A 13274-nucleotide genomic window follows, 5' to 3' on the forward strand; every position below is an offset into this window, starting at 1 on the left:
CCTCCCTCCTTTATTCAGAGCGAAAACCATCAAAACACCCCCAGCTTGTCGACCACCTTTTCCGCGATCAGGTCCAGCGGCAGATAGTAGGTATGCACAGCCCACACGCCAGCGGGCACGCCGATCAGGATCCCCAGAATAACCGTCGCCCAGACCAGTCGCTGTGTCGTCACCTCACCCGGAGACCGTACATAAGGAATGGTCGCAATTGGCCAGACATCCAGCTTGTTGATCAGATCTTCGGGTCGGCGCGCGGACCGGTTCAGAAGTTCCAGCAGAACAACAAGTGCCAGACCCAGCGCTATGCCGGCGAATGTGCCACCGCCGGCGATCACCAGCCGGTCGGGTTTGGTTGGCGTGATCGGTTCCGTGGGATGTTCGATCACCGAAATCCGCTGCCCCTGCGACGTGACCTCGATCCGTTCTCCGGTTGAGGCCGAGGCCAGGCGTGCGACGGTCGTATTGTATTGCGCCTGGATATTATCATGATCACGCTGCAATTCGGCCAGTGTGATCGCATTGGCCGGGGTCTGATCAATCGTCAGGGTCACTTTTTTAAGATTTTTTTCCGTTACAACGCGTTGATCTTCGAGGGCGGCGATCTGTGAATCCAGTTGGGCCAACTGGAGATCAAGCGTCGAATTGCCCGTTTGAGCACTGGATGCAGCAGCATCAGAGGCCTGCTCGGCCGCGACAACGCCTTCCAAGCGCGCGATCCGGGCCCGTAAAATCCTGATCTGTGGGCTGCTTTCGGAATAAACGGCCAGTTGATTGTCAAGCTGGTTACGCAACTGATCCAGTTGCGCCTGCGACTGTGTTTGTGGCGTTCCGACATTGGTAACCTGACCGGTCGTATTAAAGATATCCACAAGCTTTTCACGCTGGTTGCGAAGTGCAAAAATCTGCTGGTCGGTCTGTTGTAGGCTCGTTTGCAATGCTCCCTGCTGGGCCATTCGGAATTGCAGACTGGTGGGCAGGGCGTCAGAATTTTCGTTTTGGAACTCAAGAATCCGCGCGCTGCGCTTATCGAGCTCCTTGCCAAGGCGGTCAACTTCCTGCTCGAAGAACTCTAGCGTGTCAGAGGCCCGCTCTTTGCGGTACGAAACATCAAGTTTTAGAATTTCCGTCAGATATTCATTCAATACGCCAGCTGCGATTTTGCCGCTCCGGTTTTCGTATGTGAAGGTCATCAGATTCGCCTGGCCGCGACCGGCCGAGATGAAGGTCCCGGTTTTTGCGCGCAATTCTTCGACCATCTGGTCTGGGGTGGCATCAGGCAACACTTCGAATTTATGTGCAATGTCAAGAAGAACCGGTCGTGTCAGCAGGCGTTGTTCAACAATCTGAAGTTGCTCGAACGGCGTGGTGATAACGGTACTGGCCGCCAGGCTTCCGGGTATCTGCGGCGATTCAACAATCAGCCGCATTTGTGAAACGTAAGTGGGAGGCAATGTCATCGCGACCGTAATCGAAACGGCTGACACAATCGTGGCTACGATGAGGAAGTATGGAAACCGCCGCAAGAAAATAGAGAAATAGTAACGAGCAGGACTCATCTCAGACCGTCACCTCCTTCTCAAGTGAATTGCCGCCAAAAAAAACACCATCATCGATCACCTGATTAACAATGTCTTCGTCCACCTTGTCCGTTTCATTTGTCCAGGCATAGAGCAGGGCAAAATCGCAAAACTGGTTCACTAGGCGTGGAACGCCACGGGTTTGAAGAAAGATCAGGTTGTAGGCCCCTTTCGTGAATTCTTCGCCCGAGCCTCCGGCAATTTTCATTCTGTGTTGAATATAGTGTTCGACCGATGATTCATCCATCCGTTCCAGATGAAAACTTGCGGCTACCCTCTGCGTCAGCTGGCGCATCTTGGGGTCCAAAACCATATCACGTAATTCGGGCTGCCCAACCAGAACAAGCTGGATCAACTCATCCGTGTTGGAGTTGATGTTGGTCAGCATGCGGATTTCTTCCAGGCCTTCGACTGTTAGATTCTGCGCCTCGTCAAAAATCAGAACCACGCGCCGCCCTGCGGCATATTCTGAGACAAGAAAATCCTGCAATGCCCGAAACAACTGCACATAGGTTGCATCTTTTTCGATCGATAGGCCCAAAGCATGTAACACCCACTGCAACAGCTCTCCCCGTCCTTCTTGAGCGTTCGAGATCAACCCTACTGTTATTGAATGTTCCAATTCGCTAAGCAGGTGTTGAACGAGCGTTGTCTTCCCTGCGCCAATCTCACCCGTCAGCACCGTAATCGGTGCGCCGCTCATGATGCCGAATTGCAGGACAGAATAGCCGCGCTTATGCAGCGGAGACCAATACATGAATCCAGGGTCTGGAAGCAGCGTGAATGGTCGCCGATCCAGCCCAAAGAAGTTTAGATAAAATCCGTCACTGGACGCCATCGCACCACGGTTACCTTCCGCTTTATCAAACCTCGTATTGGCTTCCCGGAGATTACCTAAACTCATACTCTGAACCACTAAAATTTCTCACCAACGAACACATTACATAAGTCGAAAATACTTGGATACTACTGTGCCATAAAATCAAGGTAGCAAGCAGTATTAAGCTTCACACGCGATGATTTGACTGTGCGATCCACTCGATCATGAGGGTTAAGGGTCACTATCTCAGCCAAACCCCTGAGAAAATGGCCTAGAAAAGTGGCAGGCAGGTCAAAGGTCGGCAACACAGAATAAATTTCTGCACTCCTTAATAACATTGTTTTGAGAACCAAAAGGCAAATATTTCCCACATTGTGTCAAATCGTGTGACGGAGATTCAAAAACTTACAACCAGATCATGCTCACCTCAGACGCAAGCAGCACCGGAATATACTCTCTTTTTCGTGTGTGGCGGGCAATCCTGTCAGGATTAATGTTTTGCAAGCAGCACCGGAATTTGTTAACAATTATTGCCAGTGTGGTCTGTCTACATGTGTGCAAAGACAGGGTCGTAAAAGACATAATAATATAAAAATATTTTGTTTAGTCTGAGGTTGAGCGTAGTCGGTTTTAGTTTGGTAGGTGGTTCTTGGGGTTTTGTGTGTGCTGGGGGTTTAAATAGTGACAAGTCATTCGAAAGACGTAGCCGACCCTGGCTACGCCAACATTTCTGCAGTGCCCACCTCGGGGAATTATCTAGGATTCTACAGAGGTTTAGGTAAGCGCGTCTTTGATATCACGTTTGTGCTGCTTGCAGCACCATTTGTTGTGCCACTGGTTTGTTTTCTGGCTGTATTTCTAGCCTTCCAGGGCGTGTCTCCGTTTTACTGGCAGGATCGGGTCGGCAAAAACGGCAAGATCTTCAAAATGCTCAAACTGCGCACCATGGTGCATGACGCCGAGACAGTTCTCAAAGAGCATCTGGCGGCCAACCCCGAGGCCCGCGAGGAATGGCACCGCAATCAGAAGCTCCGCGATGATCCGCGCATCATCAAATTCGGGTCGTTTCTGCGCAAAGCCTCCATGGATGAGCTGCCTCAATTCTGGAACGTTCTTCTGGGTGAGATGTCCATGATTGGGCCCCGCCCGATGATGGTGAACCAGCAGAAGCTGTATCCCGGTGAATTCTATAGTTACATGCGCCCGGGTATCTCGGGGCCGTGGCAGGTTTCCAAACGCAACCAGTCTACATTTGCCGAGCGCGCGTTTCACGATACCGAGTACTGGAAGAGCATGTCGTTCGGAACTGATCTTTCCATCCTGATCCGAACTATCTTTGTCGTTCTGCGCGGCACCGGTTGCTGAAGCGCACATGCCCATCGGTTCATGTTTTTCGCGGTTTTGCGGGAGCGCAGCTTTGAGTGTATCAAGATTCTTCATCAGCCAGCGACTGGCCATTGCCTTCTTTGCAGTGACCCTGTTACTCAGCGCATGCGACTCGGCCGAAGAGAGGGCAGAGGCGCATTTCCAAGCGGGAATGGCCCATCTGGACGCAGGCGATGTCGAGCGTGCCCTGGTCGAATTCAGGAATGTTTTCAAACTGAATGGCCAGCATAAAGAGGCCCGCCTGACCTTTGCCAGACTGGAACGCGAACGCGGCAATATTTCCCTCGCTTACAGCCAGTATCTGCGGCTGGTGGAGCAGTATCCGGACAATCTCGAAGGGCAGCGCAGCCTGGCCGAAATGGCCTTGGAGGTGGGTAATTGGGAAGACGTAAGGCGCCACGGTGCCGTTGCTGCTGCGCTGGCGCCGGATGATATCGGGATCAAGTCCGTTAATAACACACTGGCTTATGCCGACGCCGTCGGGGTTGGCGATGCGGCCAGGGTTGATTTCACTGTTCACGCTGCCCGCGAGATGATCAGGACACATCCCGATCTGATGACATCACGGCAGGTTGTCATCGATCATCTGGTCCGCGATCAGGACTGGGCTGGCGTTCTGGACGAAACAACCACGGCCCTGGCAATCGCTCCAAAACAGGAGAACCTCTATGGCATCCGGCTTCACGCCCTGCAGGAATTGGATCAACCGGATAAGATTGAAGAGATGCTCAACCAGATGGCGCAGGTTTTCCCGGATGATAAGGGCGTCGAACAGTTTCTGGTGCAGCATCATATCAACCAAGGCAATCTGGATGCCGCCGAACAGCTTCTGCGCACCGAGGTGGATCCACAGGCCGAGGATTTTCTACCAACCCAGAGGTTGGTCGCCTTTCTGAGCGAATATCGAAACACCACAGCGGCGATTGCCGAGTTGGACACAATCATCGCACAGAACGGCCCCAACAGCTCCAGACTCAAAACGGTAAGAGCCAAGCTGAAATTCGACGCGGGCGACGCGCAAACGGCAATCGCCGAGATGCAGGATCTGATTAACGATGCAGAAAGAACCATGCAGATCCGGGAAAGCGAGGTGGAATTCGCGCGCATGCTGTTTCGGATCGGCAGAACAGACGATGCAAAGACCCTGATCGATAATGTGTTGAGTGAGGATGCGACCCAGGTCGAGGCGCTCAAACTCAAGGCGTACTGGCTGATTGGCGAGGACAATACAGGCGATGCCATCGTGCAACTTCGCAAAGCGCTTGATCAAACACCCCGTGACCCGCAGCTGATGACCCTGATGGCGTACGCGCATGAGCAAAATGGCGACCGGACACTGACGGGCGAAATGCTTGCTCTGGCGACAGAAATGTCCCGAAGCGCACCGGAAGAGGCATTGCGCTATGCCCGGTTTCTGATTGCAGAGGGTGATTTGGAAATTGCCGAACACATTCTGACCTCCTCCCTTTACCAGAACCCGGAACAGTCGGAACTTCTTTTTCTATTGGGTGAGATCTACCTGAAAACGCAGGATTGGGATCGTGCACGGGCGGTACAGCGATCAATCGGCGAGCTGGACGCCCCCCAAGCGCGGCGACAGGCAAAAGAACTTAAGGCGCATATGCTGGCTGCTCAGGATCGGGCTGACGATCTGACAAAATTTCTGAACGAATTGGCTGACGATCCCGAATTCGGTTTGTCGGCGGATATCGCGCTGATCCGCTCGTTACTGACACGGGGGGAAAGTGCCGCCGCCTTCGCCCGACTTGATCAGATACTTGAAGAAGCCCCCGACTCTCTGCCGGTGCGCCTGGTCAAGGCGCATGCTCTGGCTGATGAGGGTAACAGTGGCGAAGCAGAACGGCTCTATCGGGCTATCCTCGCAGATTACCCGGGCACAACGCGGGCGTGGGTTGGGTTGTATGCGCTGTTGAAAGGGCAGAAAGCACCTGAAAAAGCCCAGCAAGTCTTGGTCGACGCGTTAGCCGTGCTGCCTGAAAGCCCGGATATTCTAATGCTGCAGGCCATGGATCACGAACGCGCCGGAGAACTGGATCAGGCGATTGCTGTCTATGAAAAGTTATATCCGCTCAGCAACCGATCTGTAATTGTGGCTAACAATCTGGCAAGCCTGCTGACAACGCATCGCAGCGATGACGAAAGCCTACAGCGCGCCGACGTTATAGCCCGGCGCCTGCGCGGTACCCGCGAACCAGTGTTTCAGGAAACGTATGGTTGGGTTGCCTACCGGCTCGGTAATTACGATGAGGCCGTGGCTTACCTTGAAGCTGCTGCGCGTACCTTCTCGGATCATCCCTTGGTTCTGTACCATCTGGGCAAAGCCTACGCCGCGGTCGACCGCCCCGAGGACGCCATGCGCGTGTATCGCGCGGCACAGGCTACCGGCGTTCCCCTAAGTGTTTCTCCAACGCTGGAAGATGAAATTGAGCAGTTGAACGCTGCAAATATCGCAGGGCAATAAGAAACCAACAAAGGCGCTGCATTTCTGCCGCATCTTGCCCCCTTCAAACATCCAGTAGATTGTTTCCCAAGTTGCAAAAGGGCATAAATGGAGGGAAAAGTGAGAGATTTGAATATGCGGAAAGTAATCGGATCATTTATAGGTATTGTAATTTACCTGACGGTCGCAACGGGCGCCTGGGCGCAGTCCTACCAGATTCAGCCGGGTGACGCACTTCAGGTCGAAGTTCTAGAAGACCCCACCCTCAACCGAACCATTCTGGTTCTGCCGGATGGCTCCATAAACTTCCCGTTGGCCGGCGCACTTCGAGCGGCGGGGCAATCCACCAACGCGCTTAGCTCATCTCTCTCGTCAGCACTGGCTTCAAACTTCAATGCGCCGCCAACCGTCTTTATCTCGGTTGCGTCGCTGGCACCTCCACCACTGCTTCAGAGTGGGCAGACGACCACGACCGGACCGACGATCGAGGTCTTTGTCATGGGTGAGGTCCTCGGACCCGGGAAACTTCTTGCGTCCGAAGGCACAACCATTCTTCAGGTTTTGGCTCAGGCCGGTGGCCTGACCAATTTCGCGGCCCGCAAGCGCATCGAATTGCGCCGGGCTGACACTAAGACAGGCGTGATGAACAAATTTAACTATAACTACAATGGCTCGGGCGGCGGCATCCAGGGTAACACTGTGCTTAAAGCTGGAGACGTTGTTGTCGTGCCAGCACGCCGCTTGTTCGAATAGGGGCTGATACAGGTGGGAAAATCGAAATTCAGGCTGTCCACCATGCTGGGGGGCGGAGCAGCCCTTATAATCTCACTGACGCCAGCGGTAGGGCAACAGGCCGCGACAACACAGACAACGACGCAGCAGACTCAGGCGGGTTCGACACAACAAACGACCGCTCAACAGACAACGGCTGTGCAGCAAACGCCCAGCCAGCAGCTGATTTCGCAACAAGCGCTGCGTAACCCGGCTCGGCAGGTTGGTCAGGCCGCAACGGGTCAGCAGACCGGCACCGGCACTGGCCTGAGTATTACGCTGGATTACCTGTCCTCGCTCAGATACGACGACAACCTCCGCCTGACCGATCCGTCGCTTGGGTCAACCACCTGGTGGGAAAATACACTGGCGTTGGCGGTGTTGAAGCAAACACCGGATTCCACTCTAACCTTCGATCTGTCGGGGCTGTTTCGGATTGCCGATGAACCGATCATCGGGACGGAATCCAGTTTCTCGGATCCCTTCACTCAACTGTCCTATCGGCGCGACCGGCCCAACAGCCGTTTGCGATTGCTTGCTTCATATCGAGAGAGGGATCTGGCCTTTAACCGGTCTCTGACCGACATCAATCTGGACGGGGTTATCGACTCCTCTGATGTCATCGGCACCATAGGCGATCAGACGGACACCCTCGGAAATCTGGACTGGCAGACCGGTCTCAACGATCCTTTAGGTTTTCAGTTCTCCTACAACTATAGCAAGCGCGGATACGAGAACACGATCGATCCGGCCCTGTTCGACAACAAGTATGACGACTACTCTGCCATCACGTTTCTGCGGATCTCTCCGGTTGTACAAGGAAACCTGACTGTCAGGTACAGGGATTTCGTGGCGGATGACACTGGGCAGACCGATCGCAACACGACAACCGTATCGACCGGAGCGACATATAACGTCTCTTCTGTTACGGATGTCAGCGCAAGCATCGGTTACAGTCGCGTCGACGACACACAACGCGCGACCGGCATAAATGATGTGACAGAAGATTTTGTGTGGAGTTTTGGCTGGAACAAAGCGCTGCCAGATGGAACCGCCGATATTTTTCTTGATCAGACATTTGGCGTGAATGGCGCCAGGACAAACGCCACCTTCGGTCGAAGGTACCAGCGGGCCAACGGATCGTTTGCTTTCAATGTCGGTTTCACCCGGGGTCCGTTTGATGAAGTAACGCCGATCGGTCAGCTTGACTATAGTTATCAACTGGCCAGTTCCCGGATTGGCGCGACAATCCAGCGCCGGGTCGGCACCAGCACACAAAGTGTGGAAACCCGCGAAACAACCGCTTTTCTGACCTATGATTATTTGATTAACTCGCTTTCGGCCCTGTCTTTCAGCCTCGATTACATCGATCAGGAAGACGAAGGGACCGGTGTGTCCAACCCGCGCCAGCGCAGCACGTTCAACGCCTCATATTCCCGTGCCATTACGCGGGACTGGGCCGTGAACCTGGGCTATCAATATGAGATGGATGAACAGAACGGCTTTACCGCTACATCGAGTTCGGTGTTTGTTACGCTTGGACGACGGTTCACACTCAAACCTTGACCCTTCGCCGAGCCGATTCCTGAGCGGCGACAAATACGGCAATTTAACGATAATTGTTTCTATTTTTGGTCAAATCACCGCGCCCCGGACGCGGCATAATTCAGCATCGGAATTTATTGTGCATGATGGACGGTGATGCATCATCTCGATTCGAATGACAGCTCCGGCAAAACGCTTGGGGCCGCCCGAGGGGTTCTGCCGGAAATCAATGCAACCGGGCTGTTCTGGTTTGCACTTTTGCTACTTGGATCCCTACCCATCTTCTGGATCGGGATCGTGTCGCTGGGGGCTGCCTGGAGCACGCCGGAATACAGCCACGGGCCGCTGATCCCCATCATCTCGCTGTATTTGTTCCTGCGTGAGCTGCGCAATATGCCTCCGCCCAATCCGGTCGTCCATGACCGCTGGCCAGGCGTGGCCGTGATTGTGGTTGCGCTAGTGATTGCCATTCTCGGCAACCTGGCCCGAATTCCGGATATCGTCACCTATGCGATGATCATCTGGACCGGTGGCGTCATGGTGACCGTCTTCGGCTGGCAACGCGGGAAATACCACCAATTGCCCGTAATCCATCTGGTCTTCATGCTGCCCCTGCCCCAGTTCGTCTACTGGAAGCTCACGATCTTCCTGCAATGGGTGTCGTCCGAGTTGGGCGTCTGGTTCGTGCAGCTCGCCGGAGTTTCGGTCTTTATCGAAGGCAATGTCATCGATCTGGGGGTCTACAAGCTGCAGGTGGCCGAGGCCTGTTCGGGCCTGCGTTATCTGTTCCCGATTCTCAGCTTTTCATACCTCTTTGCCCTGCTCTACCGCGGTCCGATCTGGCACAAGGTGGTTCTGCTGGTCTCGGCCGCGCCGCTGACTGTTCTGATGAATTCCATCCGCATCGGCGTGATCGGCATTCTGGTCAATCAGCATGGCATCGAACAGGCCGAAGGGTTCATGCATTTCTTCGAAGGCTGGATCATCTTCCTGCTCTGCGTCGCCATTCTGTTTCTCATGGCGCTCGGCTTGCAGCGTCTGGCCCCTGATCCGAAACCGTTCACCGAGGCAATCGATCTGGATACCGAAGGGCTGGGTACCGTCGCATTGCGTATCTTTGCCATCCGCGCTTCGGTCGCGCTGGCTCTCGCGGCGCTTTTGACGCTTGCGGTCTCGACCGCATGGGCACTGCGCCCCGCCTCCGAGGTGAAACTCGTCGAGCGGGACCCCTTTGTCCTCTATCCGCGCCAATTGGGCGACTGGTCGGGGTCGACCACCAGCCTTGATCCCAATGTTGAACGAACTCTGGGCGCCAGCGATTACCTCCATGCCACTTATATCGACAGCGGATCGGGCGATTTCGTGAACATGTTCGTGGCCTTCTACGACAAGCAAACTGATGGCGACGGCATCCATTCACCCGAGGTTTGCCTGCCCGTAGGTGGCTGGGAAATCTTCAGCCTTGAGCCATATGAGATCAATCCGGGCAACACCCCCTACGGCAGCTTTACCGTCAACCGCGCTGTCATCCAGAAAGAACTGTCAAAGCAGCTTGTTTACTACTGGTTCGAACAGCGCGGCAAACGCATGGTCAACGATTTCCGCGCCAAGATGAGCGTTATTCAGGACGGGTTCACCATGGGCCGGACCGACGGCGCATTGGTTCGATTTGTCACCCCCATCCTGCCCGGCGAAACCGAAGCGGATGCGGATGCGCGACTCCAGCGGTTCATGGAACCCAGCCTGAACCGCCTACCACGGTTTGTGCCGTTTTGATCTAAGGTAGAAGCCCGGCTTGGTTTCCCTCGATTACAATCGAAAAATACTCCGGTGTGTTCAAAGACAGACGAATAAAAGAGACACTGAGGCACTGCCCCAATCCTTCCACGACCGAATTACTTTGTAACACAACCACCTTATCCTATCACAATCACCAAGCTCGACTGGAAAGGCTCAATTGCCGAAGGCCTGAACTAGACAAATGCACATAAGCGAAAGAGCTGCCAACGAGCGAAGATAGGGCCCTACCCTTTCCAGATCCGCTGATACGCCGCGATCAGCGCAGGGACCTGATGGGGCCAGGCCATTTCCGCCTCGACCCGGGCGCGGCCATAGCGGCCCATGGCGGTGCGGCGGTCGTCATCGGCCAGCAATTCGGTGATCTTGTCGGCCATATCCACCGGATCGTTGGCCTTGGCGTAAAGCGAGGCCTCCTGCGCCGAGAACCGCCCTTCGGTCACGTCGAACTGAACGATGGGTTTCTCGAACGCCATGTATTCAAGGATCTTGTTCATGGTGGATTTGTCATTCATCTCGTTCACCCGGTCCGGGTTCACGCAGACATCGGCGGTCGACAGGATCTCGAACAGATCATGATCCGGCGCGCGGCCGGTGAAGGTGACATAATCCGACAGGCCCATTTCAGCAGATTGTTCGCGCAGCTTGTCCAGGCTGGGGCCCCCGCCCACAAGGCAGAACTGGATGTCGTCGCGCCCCTGAACCTGCACCAGATGCGCCACGGATTCCAGCAGCAGGTCGATCCCTTCCTGATCGCCCATGACGCCGACATAGCCCACCATGTATGTCCGCCCGTTGCGCCACGCGGGGTTTGGCGGCAGGTGCTGCAACCGGCTCAGATCGGGGCCCGAGCGAACCACAAAGACATCCTCGGGCGCCATGCCGCCGCGCTCGATGGCGATCTTGCGATAGCTTTCATTGGTGGCAATCGACACCCGTGCCGAGGCGAAGGTCAGCCGCTCGAACGTCTTCATCAGCTTCCAGAAGAAGCCGCGCTTGTCGAACTTGGCCTCGTAAAGTTCGGGGTTGATGTCGTGGTGATCGAACAGATAACGCACGCCAAACAGCTTGAAGGGCAGCGCCACCAGAAAAATCAGATCGGGCGGGTTGCAGCCATGGATGACGTGAAACCCACGGGTGAACTTGATCTTCAGTGACAGCCAGCTTTCCCAGAACAGCGCCGCGCCATATTCCAGCAGATACCCCAGCGCCCCACTGGCATCCAACGGCAGCGGGTGGCGGTAGACCTTGATGCCTTCATCTTCCCAGACACGTTCCTCATGGCCCTTGCCGGTGGGGCAGATAACCGAGACTAGCGCGCCTGCGGCAGCCAGCGTGCGCGCCTCCATCCAGACGCGGCGGTCGAAGGGCACGGGCAGGTTTTCCACCACGATCAGAACCTTCAGCCCTTTCAGCGGCTGGCTCTGGCGCAGCTCGTCGAACGAGATCGGCTGAACGGCGGACACAGGGCTAGTCATATTCATAGGTTCTTATCACCTCTGCATCGCCAAGGTTCAGCTCGTTCACGATCCGGTTCGATCCGACCACCAAATCCCATGGCCCGGCCTCGGCCGTGGCGCGATCAACCAGCAGGCGGCCCACATTGGGCAGGTGGGTAAAGGCATAACCCAAGTTCTGCCCCCGCAGATCGGCAGGCTTGATGGCCGGATCATAGACCGACAGCTGATACCCCGCCTGCAGCAGCCGCCGGGCAATATCGACATTGGGGCTTTCGCGCAGATCATCAGTTCCGGCCTTGAAGGCCAGTCCCGCCATCAGCACCCGGCCGCCTTCGGGCAGCCGCGCCATGATGTCCTGCGCCTGATAGGTCTTGTGCGCCTGATTGGTCTGCAACAGGCTGTCAATCAGATGGGTATGGGCCCCCACCTCGCCGGCGATATGCTGCAGCGCACGCACATCCTTGGGCAGGCACGAGCCCCCAAACGCACCGCCCGGGCGGGTGTAATAGGCCGAGATGTTCAGCTTGGTATCCGAGACAAAAATCTCGTGCATGGTTTTGGCGGACACGCCCATGCTGTGGCAGATACGGCCGATCTCATTGGCGAAGGCCACCTTGGTGGCATGCCAGGTGTTGTCGACGAATTTGGTGATCTCGGCCTCTTCAAAAGCGGTGTAGAACACCGGCGCGTCCAGACCCTCGTGCATTTCGTCCATCACCGCCGAGCGATTGCCATCGGCTGTACCAACAACGATCTTGGGCGGGTTGAAGAAATCATCCACCGCCGACGCCTCGCGCAGGAATTCGGGGTTATAGACGATCTCGACCGCCTGCGCCGTTCGCTCGCCCAGATAGCTTTGGAAGATCGGCTCGATCAGCTGCCGCACGGTGCCCGGTCGGAAGGTTGACCGATACGCCACCGTCAGAGGCCGCGCCCGATCCGGCGATACGGTTTCGGCGATCTGGCGCGTCACCTCGGCCACAAAGCTCATGTTATGCGAGCCGTCAGTGGAACTGGGCGTGCCCACACTGACAATGGCCAGATCCACATCCCCGAGATCCGGCATCTCGACCACGGCCCGGATCAGATTTTTCCCAAGCGCCTCGGTCAGCAACCCGGCCACCTTCGGCTCCTTGATCGGGGGCTGGCCTGCGTTGATTTCGGACACCTTGTCGGCATTCACATCAATGCCGATCACCTCGTGCCCTTCACGGGTCAGACAGCACGCTGCCGTGAACCCCACATACCCCAAACCAAAAATCGCAATCTTCATATCATTATACCGTCTTGAAAACTTAATACCCGCAGTCCAACCAAACCGCGTCGACACTTAGTCAGCAGACTTGCACGAACCGAAGCCAATCTGAGACACTGAAGCGGAAATTTACCTTGCTATGTGATGCCATTTGCTGACACGGAATGGAGATATTGGCCAAAACATCACGCAACCGTCTAAC

9 protein-coding genes are annotated in these 13274 nt (G+C 55.4%); 5 read left to right on the forward strand and 4 right to left on the reverse strand.

The window, feature by feature from the left end:
- Positions 1 to 29: 29 nt before the first annotated feature.
- Complete coding sequence (locus tag ACR0JI_RS02930) at positions 30 to 1556, reverse strand: GumC family protein (protein WP_480495589.1); 1527 nt, start codon at positions 1554 to 1556, stop codon at positions 30 to 32.
- A gap of 1 nt (position 1557) precedes the next feature.
- Entirely contained in the window at positions 1558 to 2481 is a 924-nt protein-coding gene (locus tag ACR0JI_RS02935; protein ID WP_480495591.1) for an ExeA family protein, read from the reverse strand.
- A gap of 651 nt (positions 2482 to 3132) precedes the next feature.
- Here ACR0JI_RS02935 and ACR0JI_RS02940 point away from each other — a divergent pair.
- The 5 genes from ACR0JI_RS02940 to xrtD all read left to right on the forward strand — a co-directional run bounded on the left by ACR0JI_RS02940 (position 3133) and on the right by xrtD (position 10336).
- Positions 3133 to 3762: a sugar transferase gene (locus ACR0JI_RS02940; protein WP_480495721.1), complete on the forward strand. Its 630-nt coding sequence runs from the start codon at positions 3133 to 3135 to the stop codon at positions 3760 to 3762.
- A gap of 52 nt (positions 3763 to 3814) precedes the next feature.
- Positions 3815 to 6265 (forward strand): tetratricopeptide repeat protein, encoded by a 2451-nt coding sequence (locus ACR0JI_RS02945; RefSeq protein WP_480495593.1) that lies wholly within the window; start codon positions 3815 to 3817, stop codon positions 6263 to 6265.
- A gap of 114 nt (positions 6266 to 6379) precedes the next feature.
- Positions 6380 to 6997: a polysaccharide biosynthesis/export family protein gene (locus ACR0JI_RS02950; protein ID WP_480495595.1), complete on the forward strand. Its 618-nt coding sequence runs from the start codon at positions 6380 to 6382 to the stop codon at positions 6995 to 6997.
- Between the two features lie 12 nt (positions 6998 to 7009).
- Positions 7010 to 8581: a TonB-dependent receptor gene (locus ACR0JI_RS02955; RefSeq protein ID WP_480495597.1), complete on the forward strand. Its 1572-nt coding sequence runs from the start codon at positions 7010 to 7012 to the stop codon at positions 8579 to 8581.
- Positions 8582 to 8716: 135 nt separating this feature from the next.
- The gene (gene xrtD, locus ACR0JI_RS02960) at positions 8717 to 10336 is read left to right on the forward strand and encodes a VPLPA-CTERM-specific exosortase XrtD (RefSeq protein ID WP_480495599.1); all 1620 of its coding nucleotides are present in this window, start codon (positions 8717 to 8719) and stop codon (positions 10334 to 10336) included.
- A gap of 248 nt (positions 10337 to 10584) precedes the next feature.
- Here the strand turns inward: xrtD and ACR0JI_RS02965 are convergent, their stop codons facing one another.
- Both ACR0JI_RS02965 and ACR0JI_RS02970 read right to left on the reverse strand, forming a co-directional pair.
- Positions 10585 to 11835, reverse strand: a complete 1251-nt coding sequence (locus ACR0JI_RS02965; protein ID WP_480879221.1) for a glycosyltransferase family 4 protein — start codon at positions 11833 to 11835, stop codon at positions 10585 to 10587.
- Positions 11828 to 13090, reverse strand: coding sequence for a nucleotide sugar dehydrogenase (locus tag ACR0JI_RS02970; protein WP_480495603.1), 1263 nt, complete (start codon positions 13088 to 13090; stop codon positions 11828 to 11830). The genes ACR0JI_RS02965 and ACR0JI_RS02970 overlap by 8 nt, the downstream gene beginning before the upstream one ends.
- Positions 13091 to 13274 lie beyond the last annotated feature (184 nt).

Source organism: Ruegeria sp. N10 (assembly GCF_056531545.1).